The organism is Cyanobacterium sp. HL-69 (genome assembly GCA_002813895.1).
Classification (GTDB): domain Bacteria; phylum Cyanobacteriota; class Cyanobacteriia; order Cyanobacteriales; family Cyanobacteriaceae; genus Cyanobacterium.
The window spans coordinates 1,023,809-1,044,420 of record CP024912.1 but is presented as its reverse complement, the minus strand read 5'-3'; the positions used below and the strand labels follow the sequence as shown (position 1 = coordinate 1,044,420).

Genomic DNA, 20,612 nt, shown 5'->3' with positions numbered 1-20,612 from the left:
ATGGTAGCCATAGTAACAATAGAATCCATTGAGAGAAAAAAAAACTTTTTGCCTATTCTTTTATGACTATTAATTTGCAGACACTTAGGCCGATCGCACTTTAATACATTCTTCAAAAATTATCTCAGAGTATCAATAATCAGAGACGAAGGTTGTACTATCATTGCCATAGACTCCAGCAATTTCATGCTCATTAGTTTTCTCGAAATAGTAGTTATAGGTTGAGGTTACTTTGGGCTAAAATTGCCATAGCCATTATTTATAAATTATTGTATTAATGTTATTTACTAATCAAGAGAAAAAAGTAGAGATAAAATATTTACCAAATATCTCTGGAAACGAAGAAAATGGCGAAGATGTTGTTAAAGGATTAAGTAGTAATCCTAAAGTATTACCACCGAAGTATTTTTACGATCGCACTGGGTCATTATTATTCGAGAAAATATGCAATTTGCCAGAATATTATCCTACCCGCACCGAAACACAAATTTTAAAAACCGCCTCCCCAGAAATAGCGAATTTAACGGGTATTAGCGAATTAGTAGAATTGGGTAGCGGTAGTTCAACCAAAACAAGATTATTATTATCTGCCTATGAAAACATGCGCAAACCTTGGCGTTATATCCCCATCGATGTCAGCGGAGATATGCTCAAAAATAGCTCTTTACAGCTAGAAAAAGAATATTCTCATCTCTCCATTTTTGGTTTAGTGGGTACTTATGAACAGGCTTTGTTTCATTTACCACCCAAGGAATTACCCTCAAGGATGATTGTTTTTTTGGGTAGTACCCTAGGTAACTTTACCACGATAGAGTGCGATCGCCTTTTCAACGAAGTAAGAGATGTACTAGAAGAAGGAGACTATTTTCTTTTGGGTATTGATTTACAAAAACCTGTGTCAGTGCTAGAGGCTGCCTATAACGATGCTCAGGGAGTCACAGCCCAATTTAACCTAAATATGCTATCCCACCTTAACCAACTTTTTGAGGGTGATTTTAACCCAAATAACTGGCATCATAAGGCGATTTATAACCAACATTTACATCAAATAGAGATGTATTTACATTGTCATCAAAGGCATCAAGTATCTTTAAAAAATCTGGATTTAACCGTAGATTTTGCAGATAATGACTTTATTTTGACAGAAATTTCTCGTAAATTTGATTTACAAAAGATGGAAGGGTTTTTAAAATCCCATGGTTTAAATACCATCAAATGTTGGACAGACGAAAAACAATGGTTTGGTTTGATTCTTGCCCAAGTCAGGAAGGCAATGGGGAACAGTTTATAATTGATAAGTTGATTTAAGTTAACGAATAGGTATTTGATTGATCTAAGAAGGATTTGGTAAATTAGACTCTGCTAGATGACTCATAAAGTTTTAATGATGAAAGGTTTGACCATAGCATGAGTATCAAAAAATACCTAACACTTATCATTATCCATTATCCATTAACCCCAACACTTTTTCATCAAAGCCCACAGAATTAATAACCCCCTATGGTATAATTTCTCCTAATAGTAGTTATTAGCCCATAGTAACTAAAAATAAAATCAAAGATATAAGGGTAGAAAATTGTTAAAAATAACGATTCAAGACCCGAAAACAATATAACGGATATAGTAAACTAATAATATCCAAGCAAAAAAACGATTAACACAATAGGAGGCGCGTAGTCAATGGGACTACCTTGGTATAGAGTACATACAGTAGTAATTAACGATCCAGGTCGCCTAATCTCTGTTCACTTAATGCACACCGCATTGGTGGCAGGTTGGGCTGGATCCATGGCTCTTTATGAGTTGGCAGTTTTTGATCCTAGCGATGCCGTTTTAAACCCCATGTGGAGACAAGGTATGTTTGTATTACCTTTCATGGCTCGTTTAGGTGTAACTGGTTCTTGGGGTGGCTGGAGTGTCACTGGAGAAACTGGTGTTAACCCCGGATTTTGGTCTTTTGAAGGAGTTGCGATCGCCCATATCGTCCTCTCTGGTTTATTATTCCTAGCGGCCGTATGGCACTGGGTATATTGGGATTTAGAACTATTTACCGATTCTCGTACTGGTGAACCTGCATTGGATTTACCTAAAATGTTCGGTATCCACCTATTCTTATCAGGAATCTTATGTTTCGGTTTTGGTGCATTCCACCTTACTGGTTTATGGGGTCCTGGAATGTGGGTATCCGATGCCTATGGCTTAACTGGTCATGTGCAACCTGTGGCCCCAGAGTGGGGACCTGCCGGGTTTAACCCCTTTAACCCTGGTGGTGTAGTTGCTCACCATATCGCCGCAGGTATTGTAGGTATTATTGCCGGATTGTTCCACCTCAGTGTTCGTCCCCCCGAAAAACTTTATAAAGCTCTTCGTATGGGTAACATTGAAACCGTACTTTCTAGCAGTATCGCCGCCGTATTCTTCGCTGCTTTCATCGTAGCTGGAACTATGTGGTATGGTAGCGCCACTACCCCCGTGGAACTATTTGGACCTACCCGTTATCAGTGGGACCAAGATTATTACCAACAAGAAATTCAGCGTCGTGTACAGAGTGCGATCGCACAGGGTTCAACTCCTTCCGAGGCTTGGGAAGCTGTGCCTGAAAAATTAGCCTTCTACGACTATGTAGGAAACAGCCCCGCCAAAGGTGGTTTATTCCGTACTGGTCCTATGGATAAAGGTGATGGTATCGCCCAAGGTTGGTTGGGACACCCTGTATTCAAAGATAAAGATGGCAGAGAATTAACCGTTCGTCGTCTTCCCAACTTCTTTGAAACCTTCCCCGTCGTCTTAAGCGACTCTGATGGCGTAGTTCGTGCGGATATTCCTTTCCGTCGTGCAGAATCTGCCCTTAGTGTAGAACAAACTGGTGTTACCGTTTCCTTCTTAGGTGGTGACTTAGATGGTCAAACCTTCTCAGATCCCCTAGATGTAAAACGTTATGCCCGTAAAGCTCAATTAGGTGAACCTTTCGAGTTTGACACCGAAACCCTCAACTCCGATGGTGTATTCCGTACTAGCACCCGTGGTTGGTTTGCCTTCGGTCATGCTTGTTTCGCCTTATTATTCTTCTTTGGTCACATTTGGCACGGTGCCCGTACCTTATTCCGTGATGTATTCGCTGGTATCGACCCAGACTTAGATCCAGAACAGGTAGAATGGGGTCTATTCCAAAAATTAGGAGACAAATCTACTCGTACCCGCAGTGAGTCTGCTTAATTGTTAACATGGAGTCAGGGTCTTATTTATTCAATACTTCCCTGATTTCATTTTTAGTAAATTTTCTAATCAACTGAGGAAAAAAAGTTATGGAAAGTGTTGCATATATTCTTGTATTAGCAATGATGATTTCAGTCTTATTCTTTGCCGTTGCTTTTCGTGAACCTCCCAAAATTCAAAAATAGGTTCAGAAGTTTAACTAATTTTGAATAGTCATCATTAAAGCATCTCTAAAATTGTTTTTAGGGATGTTTTTTATTTTAAAAAAAAGTTGATTCGTAACGGTGGAAAAGATTAATTTTCAATTCTTAGACGAGCAATAATAGATTCCGCAGGTACTTGGGCAATAATTTCTTTAATCACCGAAGAAGTGCCAAAACTTCCCCAAGTGCAACCATTTTCTAAATACACCTGAGCCGCTTTACCCACCACATAAGAGCCATATCCCGCAATACTACCTTGGGCTAACCCAGCCCCTGCAAAAGCCGTAAAATTAGCAGGGTTTTCCCACAAACTATTTATCGCCGTACCTGTTTTTGCAAAACCTAACATTACCATCGTTACCACTTCTGCCACCATCAAACTAAGTAAACTTTTAACAATGGTTTGCCACAACTTCCCCGCCTCATAACTGGTAATGGGTAAACCATATAACCTTGCCAAAGCTCTAATCATGGTCAAATCGGCGATCGCCCCTACCACCAAATCCACAAGGGCAATGGGATTAACCGCCACAATCAAAGCCTTATATTTTGCGTATTGCCAGATAATCTTTTCCGCCTCCTTCTCTCGCAACATTACCGTTTTATGGGCAATATTTTCCTGCGCAACCCTAGCTTGATGAAGGGCACTCAAAGCCAACAAAGCCTTACCCTCCCGATTAAGAATTAGCAAAATTTTTTCCTTCAAACTATCCACCTGAGACGATAAATGCTCCCACTCCTCCCTTAAAGTACCATCAGGCAATTCCACCCTTACCTTAATGGGCTGTGGCTGTGCCGCCACCATCACCACCTCATCAGGGGTAAGCAACGGCTGATTAGTTTCATTACTCAACTGCTGTAACTGCTGATAAATACTCTTAATATCCGTATCAGGGTATAAATCCACCTTATTAAACACCAACAACAAAGGCTTTTGACAACGACGCAACTCCAACAAAGCCAAATATTCTGTTCTAGTAATATCCCCCGCTACCACAAACAAAATTAAATCTGACTGACGACTAACTTCCCTCGCCATTTGCGCCCTGCTTTCCCCATCAATCTCATCTAACCCCGGGGTATCAATAAACTCAATTTCCACCTTCCCCGTAGGAGGTTGCCAACGGATAGACTTAGGCCACTTTGTCACCCCATTTATCGCCCCCGTAGCCAAAACATCTTCCCCCAAAAGAGCATTGATTACGGTGGATTTACCACGACTCACCAACCCAAAAGCTGATACCTTAATTACCTGTTGCTCTAATTTTTCCAATGCCCCTTTGAGGTTACGCAAATCATCCTTGACAGCACCCTGTAACTTGGCATCAGGAGGATAATTCCAATGACGGCGACTACTAGCATACCAAGAAAGGGACTGTTGTAAACTGGCACGGGCTAAACCAATAACTGATGATACAGAAGGGGTTGTTTTCGATGTCATATTATTTGGGGGAAATATTACTCCAATATCATTTTATCCTACCCCAAGGGACGTAACATGCTACGTCCCCTACAACCTAAAATCTCTTATTTAGAAGCTAACTCCTCAGCTTTTTGGCGAATAATTTTAGTAGCTTCTACCATATTACTCAGGGCGGGAATAACTTCATCCCAGTGACGGGTTTTTAGTCCACAATCGGGATTTACCCAAATTTGTTGTAACGGTAGATTTTTTAACCCTTCTTCCAACTGTTTTACCATTTGTGCGGTGGAAGGTACTACGGGGCTATGAATATCATAAACTCCATTGCCGATTTGGTGGTTATATCCTGCGGTGGTTACTTCCTCTAGGGTGCGATTATTGCTACGGCTATTTTCGATGGAGATAACGTCGGCATCCATTTTTTCGATGTCTTTGATAATGTCTCCAAATTCAGAATAACACATATGAGTATGTATTTGTGTTACAGGAAGGGCGATCGCACTGGCTAACCGAAAAGCATCCACTGCCCAAGTCAAATAATCAGCCCAAAGAGCGGTTTTGAGGGGTAATCCTTCTCGAAAAGCAGGTTCGTCCATTTGAATAATTAACGCCCCAGCTTCTTGTAAATCAGCCACTTCTTTTTGCAGTGCCAAACCGATTTGTAAAGCCTGATGTTTACGGGAAATATCTGAGCGAGGGAAAGACCAATTTAACATGGTTACAGGGCCGGTTAACATACCTTTAACGGGTTTATCTGTCAGGGATTGAGCCACCTTAAACTCTCTTACCGTCATGGCTTCACTTCTTTCCACATCTCCAAAAATAATGGGGGGACGTACATAACGACTACCATAACTTTGTACCCAGCCCGACTCAGTGAAAGCAAAACCAGACAGCTTTTGTCCAAAAAATTCTACCATGTCAGTACGTTCAAATTCTCCATGTACCAACACATCCAAGCCAATATCCTCTTGTAACTTGATACACTCAGCTATTTCCTTGTCAATAGCCTCTTGATATTCTTGTAAACTTAATTCTCCCTTCTTATAATTGAGTCGTAACCTTCTCACTTCCTTAGTTTGAGGAAAAGAGCCAATGGTAGTAGTGGGGAAAATCGGTAACTGTATTTGTTCCTTGATTCTTTCTTGATATGATAAAGTGCGATCGAAATCTTTATTGGTTAAACCATCAACCTTCTCTTGCACCAAAGGGCGATGGGGGGCAAAAGCCTTAAACGATGTCCACCTTTCATCCTTTTGTTGCCAAAACTGTTCATTTCCTTCCCCAGAAAGCATTTTTAGCTCAATTAATTTTTGTTGAGCAAAACTAAGGACATTTCTAAGGGGCGCTGGTAAATTAACCTCTCTTTCCACATCCAAAGGTACAAACTGCAAGGAAGCCGAAGGTTGAATACTAATATTAGTGGTAACTGCTTTAACTGCTTTTAAAACATCCTGCACCTGTGCATAATTAACCTGCCATACATTACGCGCATCCACAATGCCTACGCCTAAACGTTTATCGGTAGGAAATCCATGCTGTTTGAGTAACTCTAGGTTATTACCTCTCGTAAAATCGAGACTAATGGCTTTTACAGGTAAATTGACAACCCAATTATAGTTATTACCCAAATCCTCAAAGTAGGTAACTAAATTGATAGGTAAACCCCCTTGACTAAGAATATCATAGGTTTTGATAGTGGCTTCTTTTATTTCTAGGGTTTCGTTGGTAACTAAAATCGGCTCATGAATTTGTACTTCTGTTATGCCATAACCCTTTAACTCCTCCAACAAAGATTGATATAGAGGTAATAATTTTTCCACATTTTCTAGTAAACTTCCCTCATATCGACTCAGGCCAACCAAAGTTACAGGGCTAAGGATAATTGGGTTAGTACGTTTACCTAAAATATTTTGTCCTCGTTTTACCTGATGCAAAAAGCCGTCAAAATTAGCTTGGGGTTGACAACTAGCTTCAATTTCAGGGACAAGATAATGATAGTTGGTATCAAACCATTTTGTCATTTCTAAGGCTGGAATACCATCAGCGCCCCGGGCCATGGCAAAATATTGTTGTAAGCCATTAAAAGACTGAAAACGAGAGGGAATTAAACCCAGATAAACAGTCCAGTCTAAGATATGATCGTATAAACTCGTATCCCCCACGGCAATTAAATCAATCCCTGCATCTATTTGTTTTTGCCAGTTTAGTTTTTCTATCTCTTCGATAGTGTTAAGAAGTTCATCGGAACTACTTTTCTTTGCCCAATAGGATTCTAAGGCTTTTTTTACTTCTCTTTTTTCGCCGATGCGAGGATATCCTAAGGTTACGGTAGTCAATTGATGTGATGTATTTGTCATGGATGTTAAGATTAATTATTGAAATAATGGATAGGTGAATTTAACCGTATGAAGATATACGGCGGTGTTTGATTTTTTTGCACCACGAAGTTACGCCAAGATAGGAAATATTCATCAGCAGGAGAAAAGTACAGTAATTTTTCCACTACCTTTTTATTCCTATGGGTCATAGGCAAATGTGCAATCCATTGGCTATCTTAAAAATGGGGTATAGTCAAAAACTTTGTGCAAAGTTAATTTACCGTCATCCTCTATCGGGGTTTGGGGTAGCGATATGCCTTGAGTCGCCTATAATTTTCTACCAAGGGACAAAAAGGCTAAGGACAATTACTCAACTAACTTAATATCTGGCACAACTAAGCATTAATGACAAGGTTTGTGGCTATTTTACTAAGATTAGCAATGATTAGTATGAAGGTTCTTATATCCTAAAAAGTACTGAGGGTCATATTTTTGGGACAAAGAATGATCTTATTTTTAATATTTTTCAGTTTACTACTGATAATTTAACCAGTGATTATGATTATAGAACAAGAAAACGTGCTGTTTTAGTACCATCATCTGTGCCTCGCAGATAAATTTAATAACATGGTTAATAATCGGTGGGCATTCTGACTTATGGTAAGTTTTACCAATTACAGTTGCGGGACAGTGCTGGATTTTCGCCAGTCTTTCCCCCTTACGTTCAATAATTTTTTTACAATTATTAAAACCGAATAACTAAGATAATAGCATACTTAATTCTTTTTTTGCAATTACACTTGTCTGCTTTTTTTGATGATTAATTGACAGTTAACCATGAACAATTGAACTGTAATTGATTTTGTTTTGATGATTTTTTCTTCATCATAATAATTGACTATGGGTGAGCAATGCCCACCCTACTTTAATTTTTACCTTGGGGAGAAATAAACTAACGACCATGGTAAGCAGTGATATATAAATCCTTCATGTCTTTGATTAGGGGATAGCGAGGATTACTACCTGTACATTGATCATCGAAGGCTTCTTCTGCTAAAGTGGCGATCGCCCCTAAAAATTCTTCCTCAGTGCCTGAATAAACTTCCTTAATGGAGGCTGGAATATTTACCGCCCGTTTCAGGTTTTCCACCGCCTCAATAAGTAACTCAACTTTTTCTTCGTCCGTTTCACCCCCCAAATGAAGGTAATCGGCAATTTGAGCATAACGATATTTAGCGTTAGGATATTTGTACTGAGAAAAAATCGCTTGTTTAAAAGGGGCATCGGTGGCGTTGTAACGAATCACATGGGAAATCATCAGCGCATTAGCCAAACCATGGGCAATATGGAAGCGAGAACCCAATTTGTGAGCCAAAGAATGGCAGATACCAAGGAAAGCGTTAGCGAAAGCCATCCCCGCAATGGTGGCGGCATAGTGAACTTTTTCCCTTGCCTTAACGTCCTTTGCCCCTTCATTATAGGAGCGGGGGAGATAGTCAAAAATTAAACCGATGGCTTTGAGTGCCAAACCACTGGTAAATTCCGTAGAATAGGCAGAGACATAGGCTTCTAGGGCGTGGGTGAGGGCATCTATCCCCCCAAAAGCCGTTAAACTCTTAGGCATATTTAGTACCAATTCAGGATCAACGATGGCGATATTCGGAGTTAGGGCATAGTCTGCTAAAGGATATTTTGCCCCTGTGCGATCGTCTGTTACCACGGCAAAGGGAGTAACTTCAGAACCTGTCCCAGAGGTGGTAGGAATGGCTACCATGATGGCTTTTTCCCCCAAAGGAGGGAGATCATATACCCGTTTACGAATGTCCATAAAACGGGTGGCAATGCCTTCAAATTCAATATCTGGATGTTCGTACAACAACCACATTATCTTGGCGGCATCCATGGGTGAACCTCCCCCCACGGCGATAATCACATCAGGATTAAAACTATTCATCCGCTCCAAACCACGGTTAACGGTACTTAAACTCGGATCTGGTTCCACATCAGAAAACACATCAAATCTGATGCCCAACTGTTCCAATACGTTTTCTATTTTGCTAGTAATACCAAGATCGTATAAGGGGCGATCGGTTACAATGAAAGCTCGATGTTTTCCTGCCAAATCTCCCAACGCCACGGGCAAACAACCATATTTAAAATATACCTTCGGCGGTACCCTAAACCAGAGCATATTTTCTCGACGTTCGGTAATGGTTTTCACGTTTAAAAGGTGAGATACCCCCACATTACCACTGATGGAGTTACCCCCCCAACTACCACAACCAAGGGTAAGGGAAGGATCGAGACGGAAGTTATATAAATCCCCGATCGCACCCATAGACGCAGGAGTATTAACTAATACCCTACTGGTTTCCATCCTCGCTTCAAAATATTCTATATGGTCATGATCATCTTGGGCAATATAAATTACCGAAGTATGTCCCCTACCGCCAAATTCCACCAACTTCGCCGCCTTAGCCGTACCATCTTCCAAATCTCTAGCTCGATACATGGCTAGGATGGGGGATAACTTTTCATAAGATAAAGGCTCACTAATACCAATGTCCTCCACCTCGGCAATCAATACCTTACTCTCCGGAGGAATAACAATATTTGCCAACTCCGCAATTTGAATCACCGACTGCCCCACAATTTCTGCATTGAGACGACCATCCTTTAAGATCACTTGCCGTAAATTTTCCGTTTCCTCCGGGGTAGTAAAATAAGCCCCCCTAAACTCAAATTCTTTCCTAAACTCGTCATAAATATCATTTTCCACAATTACGGACTGCTCAGAGGCACAAATCATGCCATTATCAAAGGTTTTACTGAGCATAATGGAAGAAACAGCCATTTTTATATCCGCACTACGGGCTACAAAAGCGGGAGTATTACCAGCCCCCACCCCAAGGGAAGGATGTCCAGAGGAGTAAGCCGCTTTCACCATGCCAGGCCCCCCCGTGGCGAGGATTAACTTAATTTCGGGGTGTTGCATCAACCCCTGAGACACTTCTAGGGTAGGCTCTTCTATACAACCGATAATGTCAGCAGGGGCGCCCGCAGCTACAGCCGCTTCTAAAATAACCTTGGTGGCTTCTACGGTACATTTTTTCGCCCGAGGATGGGGAGATAAAATGATTCCATTACGAGTTTTGAGGGCTAAAAGGGTTTTAAAAACAGCTGTGGAAGTGGGGTTGGTGGTGGGAATAATTCCTGCAATTAATCCTATGGGTTCGGCGACTTTTTCTATGCCATAAAAATCATCTTTTTCGATAACTCCGCAGGTTTTTTCGTCACGATATTTGTTATAGATAATTTCTGAGGCAAAATGATTTTTTATTACTTTATCTTCTACTATACCCATCCCTGTTTCTTCACAAGCTATTTTTGCTAAAGGAATGCGGGCATCATTCGCAGCGAGGGCGGCTCTTTTAAAAATACGATCTACTTGTTCTTGGCTAAATGTTGCGTAAATTTTTTGTGCTTTTTTTACTTTAGCAATTAATTCTTCTAGTTGAGCTAATTGGTTTTTATTATCATTCATAATTTACTCCTTGATAAAGTAGATAAAAAGAGATTTATCAAGTAGCACCTAAATAAAATTGATTAGAGATTTTTAAATAAGTGTTTTTTACTTGTCTCTACTTTGATCTTAGATCTGAATCATGGGTGTTGTTGTGAAATATAAACTTTCCTTCACAATTACTTTTTATTTTCCTTTTTATGGCATTGCCAAAGAGTAATTAATGGTATCTATGGTTTATGGTTTATGGGCTAAGATAATAATTTGATGTTAAACTAATTTTGCTTTTTATTGCCGATCGCACTGACAAATTTTTTTTGTAAAACTACTTTTGATAATGAACGTTGATGAATTACTAAGATTATATTCTCAGGGACAAAGAGAATTTAGTCGTCTCAGTCTTTCGGCCAGTGAAATAATTCAGGTCAATTTAACTCAAATTGAATTAAATCATAGTGATTTGAGTTGGAGTAATTTAAGCTCAACGGATTTGAGTGGTGCTAATCTCAGCCATGCTGACTTGGTAAACGCAAGAATTATTAGCTCTCGTTTTATAGGCGCTAATTTACAACATACGGATTTTAGTTACAGTGACCTGAGTTGGAGTAATCTCAACAGTGCTGATTTAAGCTACGCAGATTTAAGTTATGCCAATTTATCGAATACTTTTCTTTCCAATGCCAATTTTATGGGGGCGAATTTGACAGGGGCGAATCTGACGGGGGCGACTCTAACGGGGGGAAATTTTACTAGGGCAAACTTAACGGAAGCTGATTTGAGCGGTTTAAATTTGATGGAAGCAGATTTTAATTGGGCAGATTTGTCGGTTTCTAATTTGGAAGGATGTAATTTAAGTGAGGCTAATTTTAGCCGTGGGGATTTGAGAAAGGCTAACTTGAAAAATTCCATTTTGGAGGGTTTATTTCTTCATCAGGCGAATTTATCTAAGGCAAATTTGAGGGGGGCAAATTTTTCGGGGGCGGTGTTGCACGGCTTGGGAGGTAAAAGGTTTACTTTATCACCCCTGAGAAAGAAGACGGGAGGCAAGGGGCAAATTATTTTTGTTCATGCTACCTTGAGGGGGGCTAATCTGTCGGGGGCTAATCTGGAAAATGCCTATGTCAGTCATGGTTATTTACAGGGGGCTACTTTTGAAAGTGCCAATTTACAGGGGGCAAATTTTATGGAAGCGGATTTGGAAGGGGCGGATTTGAGGGGGGCGGATTTGAGAAATAGTACCTTGGGAGGTGCTAATTTGAAGGAAACTATTATGCCCGATGGTTCTACTCATCCTTAATTTTTGGGCTACATTTAGTTAACTGTTACTTTCAAACATCATACTGTTGCGAAATATGTCTTTCTGTGAGATCCCCTAGAGTATAATATTTATAAGATTTAGAAGTTTCAACGGTTTTCGGATTTTGATCATAGAGGATTATAATGACCAGTGCTTATGTACTAATTTTTGCGGTGTTAATATTGGGAGGGTTAATTGCGGCCCTGGGCGATCGCATTGGTACGAAAGTAGGTAAAGCTCGGTTAAGATTATTTAATCTACGACCCAAACAAACGGCGATTGTAGTATCTATTGTTACAGGTATATCGATTTCCGCTTCTACCTTGGGAATACTATTCGCCCTTAGTGCTTCTTTGCGTCAAGGGATATTTCAGTTAGATGAAATTCTTAACCGTCGTCGGGAAGTGGAAGAGGAGTTGGCCCAGGTGACGGAAGAAAAAAGCAGGGTAGCAAAGGATTTGGAGGAAGCCCAACAGCGTCAAGAGGAAGCCAGAAATATTTTACTCAGCACAGAGCAAGAATTAACAGATACTCAGGAGTTATTGGACGAAATATATGAGCAAACCCAAAGTTTAGCGGCGGAGGTACAAGCCATTGAGCAGGAAAGGGCAACTCTATTAGAAGAAAAAAATAATATTCAAGAAGAAAGTGTTGCTTTACAGACACAAATTAGAGAGAAAGATCAAGAACTTAGTTTAAGATTGGATGAAATTAGTGAGCAGGAAAAAGTGTTGGCGTTGCAGTCAACAACCCTACAAGAATTACAAAAACAACAGCAAGATTTACGGGCAGAAATTCAGTTTCGAGATAGGCAAATTAGCAGTTTAGACAGTGCGATCGCCCAGAGAGATCAAACATTAACAGAAAAAGAAGAATTATTATCTCAACTAGAAAGAGATCGTAAATTTTTTGAAAGAGAAATACAAGTATTAGAACAATATTATCGCACCTATCAAGACCTAAGAGAAAGACCGATCGCCCTAGTGAGAGGACAGCTAATAACTATTACTCTAGTTAAGGTTGAAGATAACACGAACCTAGAAGAATTAATCGATGGTGTCCTCAATGAAGCCAATAGGGGAGCCATGAGAATTTTAGGTTATGGAGAAGAATCATCCAGTAGAAGATTTGTACAAATAAGCACGGCTCAGGTGGAACAAATGCGAAGTCAACTAACTAAAAAAGGAGAGTATTTAATACAAATTTTAGCTGCAGGTAACTATGTTCAAGGAGAAGAAGCCGTCAGAATTTTTACCGATGTTTCACCTAATGAAACAGTCTATCAAAAGAATGAAATAATAGCACTATCCGCCATAGAATCCGATGATATATCTAATAATAATGTCCAGGAAAAACTAGACTTTCTTCTCTCAGTAACTCAATTTAGAGCAAGACAGCAGGGAGTATTGGGGCGCATTGTCATCGGTGATGGACAACTGATTTCCCTCGTAAACTTTATTCAGGAGTTAGAAGGCTCTAATCAAGGAGTGGATGAAATTAGGGCGGTTGCTAGTAATACTACCTATAGTTCTGGCCCTTTACAAGTTAATCTATTGGTTATGTATCAAGGGCAAGAAATTATGAGACTTTAGGATTTTCCAGTAAGATATACTGGTACTACTATTTTTTCAAAACTGTGGGTATATGTTCCATCATTTGATTCCCTTTTATGATAACGAAGTTGAAAAGTGGTGCTTTGAGGCAAGACTGATACGATGGCTAACTTTTATCTGGTTGTCCTTGGGATTAGTGATTTTGTTTTCCGCTTCTTATCCTGTTTCTCTTACCAATAATGGTAATGGATGGTACATTTTTTCTCGACAGGCTATATGGATTTATCTGGGTTTGATAATGGGCAAAATCGTTTATAGAATGCCCATCAAACAAATTTTAAAATTTGCACCCTATGGTTATGGTTTTGTCTTAATACTTGTATTGGCAACCATTTTTGGCTTGGGGGTAAATGTTAATGGTGCGGAAAGATGGTTAAGTTTAGGCCCTATTCAAATCCAACCCTCAGAGCTTTTAAAACCCTTAATCGTAATACAAAGTGCCTATGTTTTTGGTACATGGGATCGCAAAACATGGTGGTTTAAAGGGTTTTGGTTGTTAATATTTGGCGTTAGTTTAGTGGCGATTTTGGTTCAACCAAATTTAAGTACCACTGCCCTATGTGGTATGACTTTTTGGTTAATTGCGTTGGCGGCAGGAGTGCCTTTAGCTCAATTATTTGGAGTAGCTATTTTGGGGCTGGTGATGGCTTTTATTAGTGTAAATAATAATGAGTATCAAATGAAGAGGATAACATCTTTTCGTGACCCTTGGGCCGATGCTAGGGGAGATGGTTATCAATTAGTGCAAAGTATTATTGCCATTGGCTCTGGAAGGCTTTCCGGGTTAGGATTTGGAATGTCTCAACAAAAGTTATTTTATCTTCCTTTTCAGGATACTGATTTTATTTTTGCTGTTTTTGGAGAAGAATTTGGTTTTATCGGTGCGATCGCCCTTCTCCTCTTTTTAGGGACTTATGCTACCATGGGCTTGATTGTGGTACTAAAATCTAGCCACCCCATTAATAAACTAATAGCCCTAGGCTCTATAGTAATGCTCATTGGTCAATCCCTGATAAACATGGGAGTAGCCGTCGGTGTATTACCCACCACAGGGGTACCCTTCCCTATGCTAAGTTATGGAGGAAGCTCAGTATTAAGTAGTATCTTACTCGCATCCCTTTTAGTTCGAGTAGCCATAGAAGTCGAACCAGAAGAAGCCATAATTTCTACCTACAATCAAGAATTAAGCCCAGAAAAATAGCTTAACCACCATGGAAGATATAAAAAACGCCTCGGATAACACCATCGAAGACTATATCCAACGAGTTACCGAATTATGTCAATCAGGGCGCAAAATCCCTTCCCCCGAAGAATTGCAAAAGATAGTATCCGAGGTTGGTATTAGCCCCGAAGAAATTTGCCTCGCCCAAACCCAATCCCAAGCAAATTTTTCCCGGGCAAAAGGATATTTCGGTTTACGCCACTGGGATGATGCCATTAATGAATTAGAAGAAGGATTAGCCTTTGATCCTTATAACATACAAATGATCCATTTTCTGATTTCATCATACCTCGGACGTTGGCGAGAAAGCCATAATCCCGAAGACGAGCAAAAAATTAGAAAGAGAATCAGACAATGTTTAGAAATCAAACCTGACGACGAAGAGAGTTTACAACTACTCGGCAAATTAACTCAGTCCGTCAAAAATAGACAACTAATACATCTAAGTGCAGGGCTATTTGGTATCTTATCCATCGGCACAATTATCGGACTATTTACCCTTAATAATATCTCCCTAAACTTATTTCATAACCCCGATGAGCAAATCGAAAATGTAGAACAAAGTTTACGCAACGAAATTCGACAACTAAATTCTACTAATATTAATCGTACAGAACAATTATCTCAACAAATGAGAAATAAAGAAAATACTATCAATGGTTTTTATAGTCGAATAAGAGAATTAGAACAAAAAAATCAGACACTACAAAACGATAATCAAGTATTGTTACAAAATAATGATAACTTAAATAAAAGACTAGAAATTATTGAACAACAGTTACAAGAACAAAATCTAAGCTCAGAAAAATTATCAGAATGAAAGCAACACTTGCTCTACACACCACTAGCCCAGAATTAGGTATTAGCCTTGTGGATAATCAAGGTAAAAAAAAGTCTCAAACATGGAATTTAGGCAGAGATTTAGGAAGGCAATTACATCTAATATTAGCTGACTTTATCACTCCTTTAACATGGCAAGATTTTAAATTTATTGCAGTGGCAAAAGGGCCAGGAAGTTTTACAAGTACCAGAATAGGAGTTGTTACAGCAAAAACTATCGCTCAACAGTTAAATATTCCTGTTTATGGAGTTTCTACTCTCAAATCCTTAGCATGGCAAGAGGCACAAATTAAAAAGTCTGAAATAGTTTTAGTGCAAATGAGAGCTAATAATGATGAGGTTTTTGGTGGCATTTATAAGGTCAAAAATAATTTAAATTTGTGCAGTGTAGTAGATGATAAATTATATAAAAATGCTGAATGGGAAACCATGGTGAAAGATTATCAGAAACAATATAACAAAAGTTGTTCTTTAGTGGTCGGTGAGCAAAATTTAGGACAAAATAGTGACAATGTTTTGAGTTTAGCTAATATTGAATATGAGCAGGAGATGTTGAATGGTGTTTTTTCTTCTTGGGAAACTTTAATACCTTTTTATCAGTAGTTTTATTTGAATAAATAATTTATCATATTCAAGGTAATATTTTCTAAAATTTTATCTATTATTGTTAGACACAATATTTTTTTTGAATTAAGATTAAAAGTAGTATTATCTGTTTATTGAGAGTAATAAATGGTATAATTATTAAAAGTTATATAGTATTATCTAAATCATGAAAATTTCCATTATTATAGCTAGTAATAATAAAAATTTAGCCTTAGCAAAACAAATCGAAAAAATTGCTGTGGATATGGGTAATAAAACCCAGATTATTGATTTAGTACAGGAAGATTTGCCCCTCTATACCCCCGCTAATCAAGAAAAATTGGGTATTCCAGAGAAAATAAAACAACTCAATCAAACCATTACAAATACTGAAGGAATGATATTTGTGGCGCCTGAATATAATGGGGGTATTCCTCCTAGTTTAACAAGTGCGATCGCATGGTTGAGCGTTAGTTCAGATGATTGGCGAGGATGCTTTAATGGTAAACCAGCGGCCATTGCCACCCATAGCGGAGGAGGAGGGCAATATGTACTACTCGCCATGAGGACTCAGTTATCATACATTGGCATGAATGTAGTGGGAAGATCAATTTTAACCAATGGAAATAAAGCCTTTAATCCCGAATCTGCCCAAGAGGTAATCAAGCAATTAGTACGCTGGGGAAATTAATTTTTGTACTGCTAGACTCTAATTAAAATCTGAGTTATACTAACTTCTTAGCTTAAGCTAGTAAAAAAAATATCCACAAAAAAAAGAATGGAATTAGCAGATATAAAAAGAGAAATAAGTGTGATAACAGAGCGCCTGAGTACAACTCAGGACTATCTTTGACATACCCAATCTTAAAGCTAATATCCATGATTTAGAGCAAGTAGCCAGTCAGCCTGATTTTTGGGATGATGCGGACAAAGCGCAAAAAACTCTCCAAGATTTAAACGAGGTAAAGTCTTCCCTCGCCCAGATAACCCAGTGGCAAAAATCTTTAGAGGATACCCAAGCCATTTTAGAGTTATTAGAATTAGAAGAAGATGTAGAATTATTTACCGAAGCAGAAAACACTTTAACTCACCTAGCCCAAGAATTAGACCGTTGGGAGTTGCGTAAGCTACTCAGTGGGGTATATGATCAAAAAGGGGTTGTGTTGACTATCAATGCAGGCGCTGGGGGTACAGATGCCCAAGATTGGGCGCAAATGCTCTTGAGGATGTACACCCGCTGGGCTGAAAACCAAGATTATAAAGTCACTTTAACGGATATGTCTGAGGGAGACGAAGCGGGAATTAAGTCCGTTACCCTAGAGATTGAGGGGCGTTATGCTTTTGGTTATCTCAGGGGTGAAAAGGGTACCCATCGTTTGGTGCGCATTTCTCCTTTTAATGCCAATGGTAAGAGACAAACCAGTTTTGCGGGGGTAGATGTGATGCCTTTATTGGAAGATGAAGCCATTAATGTAGATATTCCCGATAAAGATTTAGAAATTACTACCTCTCGTGCAGGGGGTAAGGGTGGACAAAATGTAAATAAGGTGGAAACGGCGGTGCGGGTGGTGCATTTACCCACAGGAATTGCGGTAAGATGTACACAGGAGCGATCGCAATTACAAAATAAAGAGAAAGCCCTTACTATACTAAAGGCAAAATTGTTGGTAATTGCCCAAGAGCAAAAAATCAAAGAAATTGCCGAAATTCGAGGGGATATTGTAGAAGCAGCTTGGGGGATGCAAATTCGTAACTATGTATTCCACCCCTATCAAATGGTAAAAGACTTACGCACCAACGTAGAAACCACTGCCATTGATAACGTTATGGATGGTGATTTAGATAGTTTTATTGAAGCATATCTAAAAAATCCAGAGAATAATTAGGTATTAGAGGGGTTAGGGATTAAGTAAGTTGGCGAAATTAATTATAGCTCTTATTTTATTAAGACTCTTATGAACAAGGGGTTTAAACCCTTTGCCTAAATCGATTTAATTAGAGTCTGCTGAATAATAACAGAATCAAGATAGAGCAATAGTTAGAAGGATTATGTGAGAAGAAAAAAGTGAAAAAATGAGCTAAAATCAGGAAAAAAGTAAGTTTTTTCGGCTTGACCATGTACATTAGAACAAATCAAATACTTTGTTCAGTATCAGATTTTAAAATCCAAGAAGATTTTCATCTAGATGAAAATAATCGTTGGGTAATAATGAGTGAAATAATTCCATGGTTAGAATACGAAGAAGAATATGCAAGTATTTTTGAGGAAAAAATAGGAGCACCAGCCAAATCATTTAGAGTGGCATTGGGTTCATTATTATAGTCAATCAAAATAAGACTGAGACATTTAGCTAGTACAATAACTGTAAATTATTTCATCTAAAGTTATTGTACTATCGCTATACATTTTTGCTCTTTTTAAAGCACTAAAATCGTGTTCAATATCATTTAAATCTGGTGAATAAGTTGGTAAAAACATTACTAGATGACCTGCTTCTTCTACTAATTCTTTTATCATATTTTTTCGGTGGATTGGTGCATTATCCATTATTAGTATTGAAAATTGTTTTAGTGATGGTAATAAATACATTTTTAGCCATGATTCAACACTTTCTGCATTTAAACTTCCTGTAAAGATCATTGGAGCAATAAAATCTTTTTCTTTCTTTCTTCTTCCTGCTACTAAATTTTCTCTTTTTCCTCGTTTTCCTTGTTTCTCATCATAAATTTTTTTTCCTTTTTTTGACCACCCATAAATGCAAGTACTTATTTCCTCAAATCCTGACTCATCAATAAATACCATACTCTTACTTCCGTATTTTTTGACTAATTCTCTTAATTTTTGTAAGTATTCTATTCTTTGTTTTCTATTTCTTTCTCTATAACGTAACTGTTTTTTTTTCTTGTTATGTTCATTTTTTTGAATGCATGAGATATTGCTGACATTGTTACTCCAAATTTTTTCGCTCTATCTATTAATTTATCATCTGGATTTTTCACTACATCTTCATATAGTGCTGATTTATCTAATTTTCTTTGACGAGTTTTGACCACTGTTGGTCTTAAATCTTTTCTATTCAACCATCTATATATTGATGCTCTTGATATTCCAAATATTCTCGATGCTTTTGTTACGTTACCTCTATTTTCTACATAGTCAATTACTTTTTGTCTTAATTCTATATCATGGGGCATTATACTTAAATATAAAAATAATTACTTCATCCATTATTTTACCCTTGATTGGTTCATACTTAAGTAAAGTGACTATAACTGTAATTCTGTATAGAACCCATTTGGTATCTCAGGAAGCAGTGAGTCTTTTTAAAAGTAATCGAATAAAACATAAGTTAACTTTTTGGGTGGAGTTGAATAAGGTTCTTTCAAAGTTTTTGACCAAATTTTTACATCTTTCCATCCAAGCATTAGATCTTTCAATGATCCATCTTGCTTTGACTACCACAAATCCTTTTTTTCCTTCTGATTTTTTTTGTTCAGAAGAGATTTTGCCTGATTTTTCCATACGAATTTTCTTTCCAATTTGTGGATAAACTTTTTCTAATTCCCTCATGATAAAATCAGGATGATAACCCGAATCCACGAGGATCGTAATTTTATGAACATTCATGGGTTTGGCACGAAAATAATCTATGTTCTCACTCAACATCATGATTAATCCTCGATCATCGGAAACACTTGCCTTTGTGCAACAAGTGAAAAAAGGAAATCCCAGACTATCCACTGCTAAATGTCTTTTAATACCATTGGTGAGTTTATACCTACAAAATCCTTTACTCTCTACTCCTGCACTACAAGTATTTTGTACTGCTTGAGAATCAATGATTATTAATCGAGTCCAAGTGGATTTTTTTTTACTTTTTCCCTTAGTTGCTTATGAAGCTCACACATCACCATTTCAAAGATACCCTCTTTTTTCCAGTTTTTATAATGCCAGTAAACTGTAGAATAAGGCGGTAAATCCTTGGGTAAATCAGACCAATTACAGCCATTTTTGAGTTGATAAAAAATACCATCCCAAATTTGTCTTTTAGACCACTTTGGTGGACAAGTTCGTTTCTTTTTTGGTAACAGAGGTTTGATTACTTCCCATTCTTCATCACTTAGACTGCTAGAATATGCCATCCTTCTATTTCTCTATGTTTTCATCTCAATATTCTACTAGATACCAAATGGGTTCTATACGTTTCCCAACTCCACTCGATAAAAGTTGTTTTTGAAATAAAGGCTCAAATGTTTGAGCCCAATCATCGACATGGCAGAATAATTCATCTAAACTAGACATAGGACAATATAGTAATTTAAATTTGTGGTTACTTTTAGCTTACTATTTGTCCTTTCTCTTATCCCG

General features: G+C 38.2%; 16 protein-coding genes, 2 pseudogenes and 1 riboswitch. Of the genes and pseudogenes, 11 read left to right on the top strand and 7 right to left on the bottom strand.

Features of this window, described 5'->3' with window-relative positions:
* Positions 1 to 277: 277 nt before the first annotated feature.
* The 3 genes from egtD to AA637_RS04710 all read left to right on the top strand — a co-directional run bounded on the left by egtD (position 278) and on the right by AA637_RS04710 (position 3,401).
* Complete coding sequence (gene egtD, locus AA637_RS04720; protein ID WP_446684107.1) at positions 278 to 1,291, top strand: L-histidine N(alpha)-methyltransferase; 1,014 nt, start codon at positions 278 to 280, stop codon at positions 1,289 to 1,291.
* A gap of 389 nt (positions 1,292 to 1,680) precedes the next feature.
* A complete protein-coding gene (gene psbB / locus AA637_RS04715; protein ID WP_446684106.1) occupies positions 1,681 to 3,216 on the top strand; it encodes a photosystem II chlorophyll-binding protein CP47 in 1,536 nt (511 codons plus the stop codon).
* Positions 3,217 to 3,305: 89 nt separating this feature from the next.
* Entirely contained in the window at positions 3,306 to 3,401 is a 96-nt protein-coding gene (locus AA637_RS04710) for a photosystem II reaction center protein T (protein ID WP_069790288.1), read from the top strand.
* 109 nt (positions 3,402 to 3,510) lie between these two features.
* Here the strand turns inward: AA637_RS04710 and AA637_RS04705 are convergent, their stop codons facing one another.
* From AA637_RS04705 to adhE, 3 genes are all read right to left on the bottom strand, one after another.
* Positions 3,511 to 4,860: a DUF697 domain-containing protein gene (locus AA637_RS04705; protein WP_446684105.1), complete on the bottom strand. Its 1,350-nt coding sequence runs from the start codon at positions 4,858 to 4,860 to the stop codon at positions 3,511 to 3,513.
* An 86-nt stretch (positions 4,861 to 4,946) separates the two neighbouring features.
* Positions 4,947 to 7,202: a 5-methyltetrahydropteroyltriglutamate--homocysteine S-methyltransferase gene (gene metE / locus AA637_RS04700; RefSeq protein ID WP_446684104.1), complete on the bottom strand. Its 2,256-nt coding sequence runs from the start codon at positions 7,200 to 7,202 to the stop codon at positions 4,947 to 4,949.
* Positions 7,203 to 7,786: 584 nt separating this feature from the next.
* Positions 7,787 to 7,934, bottom strand: a riboswitch (cobalamin riboswitch).
* 181 nt (positions 7,935 to 8,115) lie between these two features.
* Positions 8,116 to 10,707: a bifunctional acetaldehyde-CoA/alcohol dehydrogenase gene (gene adhE / locus AA637_RS04695; protein WP_446684103.1), complete on the bottom strand. Its 2,592-nt coding sequence runs from the start codon at positions 10,705 to 10,707 to the stop codon at positions 8,116 to 8,118.
* A 316-nt stretch (positions 10,708 to 11,023) separates the two neighbouring features.
* On the opposite strand from adhE, the gene AA637_RS04690 reads away from it, so the two are divergent.
* The 8 genes from AA637_RS04690 to AA637_RS04655 all read left to right on the top strand — a co-directional run bounded on the left by AA637_RS04690 (position 11,024) and on the right by AA637_RS04655 (position 18,566).
* Positions 11,024 to 11,983, top strand: a complete 960-nt coding sequence (locus tag AA637_RS04690) for a pentapeptide repeat-containing protein (protein WP_446684102.1) — start codon at positions 11,024 to 11,026, stop codon at positions 11,981 to 11,983.
* 143 nt (positions 11,984 to 12,126) lie between these two features.
* The gene (locus AA637_RS04685) at positions 12,127 to 13,575 is read left to right on the top strand and encodes a DUF3084 domain-containing protein (protein ID WP_446684101.1); all 1,449 of its coding nucleotides are present in this window, start codon (positions 12,127 to 12,129) and stop codon (positions 13,573 to 13,575) included.
* A gap of 52 nt (positions 13,576 to 13,627) precedes the next feature.
* Positions 13,628 to 14,797 carry an FtsW/RodA/SpoVE family cell cycle protein gene (locus AA637_RS04680; RefSeq protein ID WP_446684100.1) on the top strand — a complete coding sequence of 390 codons (1,170 nt, stop codon included), beginning with the start codon at positions 13,628 to 13,630 and terminating at the stop codon, positions 14,795 to 14,797.
* Positions 14,798 to 14,807: 10 nt separating this feature from the next.
* Complete coding sequence (locus AA637_RS04675) at positions 14,808 to 15,638, top strand: hypothetical protein (protein ID WP_446684099.1); 831 nt, start codon at positions 14,808 to 14,810, stop codon at positions 15,636 to 15,638.
* Positions 15,635 to 16,261 carry a tRNA (adenosine(37)-N6)-threonylcarbamoyltransferase complex dimerization subunit type 1 TsaB gene (gene tsaB, locus AA637_RS04670; RefSeq protein ID WP_446684098.1) on the top strand — a complete coding sequence of 209 codons (627 nt, stop codon included), beginning with the start codon at positions 15,635 to 15,637 and terminating at the stop codon, positions 16,259 to 16,261. Before AA637_RS04675 ends, tsaB begins: the two co-directional genes overlap by 4 nt.
* A 169-nt stretch (positions 16,262 to 16,430) precedes the next feature.
* Positions 16,431 to 16,934: an NADPH-dependent FMN reductase gene (locus tag AA637_RS04665; RefSeq protein WP_446684097.1), complete on the top strand. Its 504-nt coding sequence runs from the start codon at positions 16,431 to 16,433 to the stop codon at positions 16,932 to 16,934.
* Positions 16,935 to 17,021: 87 nt separating this feature from the next.
* A protein-coding gene (gene prfB / locus AA637_RS04660; RefSeq protein WP_446684096.1) for a peptide chain release factor 2 occupies positions 17,022 to 18,129 on the top strand; the annotation gives its coding sequence in 2 pieces (ribosomal slippage) (positions 17,022 to 17,093 and positions 17,095 to 18,129; 1,107 coding nt in all).
* A 230-nt stretch (positions 18,130 to 18,359) separates the two neighbouring features.
* Complete coding sequence (locus AA637_RS04655; protein ID WP_446684095.1) at positions 18,360 to 18,566, top strand: hypothetical protein; 207 nt, start codon at positions 18,360 to 18,362, stop codon at positions 18,564 to 18,566.
* 24 nt (positions 18,567 to 18,590) lie between these two features.
* On the opposite strand, the pseudogene AA637_RS04650 reads toward AA637_RS04655, so the two are convergent.
* From AA637_RS04650 to AA637_RS04635, 4 genes and pseudogenes are all read right to left on the bottom strand, one after another.
* A pseudogene (locus AA637_RS04650) lies at positions 18,591 to 19,438 on the bottom strand (IS630 family transposase).
* A 109-nt stretch (positions 19,439 to 19,547) separates the two neighbouring features.
* Complete coding sequence (locus AA637_RS04645) at positions 19,548 to 20,084, bottom strand: transposase (RefSeq protein ID WP_446684532.1); 537 nt, start codon at positions 20,082 to 20,084, stop codon at positions 19,548 to 19,550.
* A gap of 5 nt (positions 20,085 to 20,089) precedes the next feature.
* Positions 20,090 to 20,386, bottom strand: a complete 297-nt coding sequence (locus tag AA637_RS04640; RefSeq protein WP_446682652.1) for a transposase — start codon at positions 20,384 to 20,386, stop codon at positions 20,090 to 20,092.
* Between the two features lie 70 nt (positions 20,387 to 20,456).
* A pseudogene (locus AA637_RS04635) lies at positions 20,457 to 20,546 on the bottom strand (IS982 family transposase); the annotation flags it as partial.
* Between the last annotated feature and the right edge of the window lie 66 nt (positions 20,547 to 20,612).

Bases quoted from the DNA above. Each gene is read 5' to 3' on its own strand.
- metE (WP_446684104.1), bottom strand. From the start codon at position 7,202: ATGACAAATACATCACATCAATTGACTACCGTAACCTTAGGATATCCT.
- AA637_RS04640 (WP_446682652.1), bottom strand. From the start codon at position 20,386: ATGGCATATTCTAGCAGTCTAAGTGATGAAGAATGGGAAGTAATCAAA.
- AA637_RS04675 (WP_446684099.1), top strand. From the start codon at position 14,808: ATGGAAGATATAAAAAACGCCTCGGATAACACCATCGAAGACTATATC.
- AA637_RS04705 (WP_446684105.1), bottom strand. From the start codon at position 4,860: ATGACATCGAAAACAACCCCTTCTGTATCATCAGTTATTGGTTTAGCC.
- AA637_RS04685 (WP_446684101.1), top strand. From the start codon at position 12,127: ATGACCAGTGCTTATGTACTAATTTTTGCGGTGTTAATATTGGGAGGG.
- AA637_RS04665 (WP_446684097.1), top strand. From the start codon at position 16,431: ATGAAAATTTCCATTATTATAGCTAGTAATAATAAAAATTTAGCCTTA.
- AA637_RS04690 (WP_446684102.1), top strand. From the start codon at position 11,024: ATGAACGTTGATGAATTACTAAGATTATATTCTCAGGGACAAAGAGAA.
- psbB (WP_446684106.1), top strand. From the start codon at position 1,681: ATGGGACTACCTTGGTATAGAGTACATACAGTAGTAATTAACGATCCA.
- AA637_RS04710 (WP_069790288.1), top strand. From the start codon at position 3,306: ATGGAAAGTGTTGCATATATTCTTGTATTAGCAATGATGATTTCAGTC.
- tsaB (WP_446684098.1), top strand. From the start codon at position 15,635: ATGAAAGCAACACTTGCTCTACACACCACTAGCCCAGAATTAGGTATT.
- AA637_RS04655 (WP_446684095.1), top strand. From the start codon at position 18,360: ATGTACATTAGAACAAATCAAATACTTTGTTCAGTATCAGATTTTAAA.
- egtD (WP_446684107.1), top strand. From the start codon at position 278: ATGTTATTTACTAATCAAGAGAAAAAAGTAGAGATAAAATATTTACCA.
- adhE (WP_446684103.1), bottom strand. From the start codon at position 10,707: ATGAATGATAATAAAAACCAATTAGCTCAACTAGAAGAATTAATTGCT.
- AA637_RS04680 (WP_446684100.1), top strand. From the start codon at position 13,628: ATGTTCCATCATTTGATTCCCTTTTATGATAACGAAGTTGAAAAGTGG.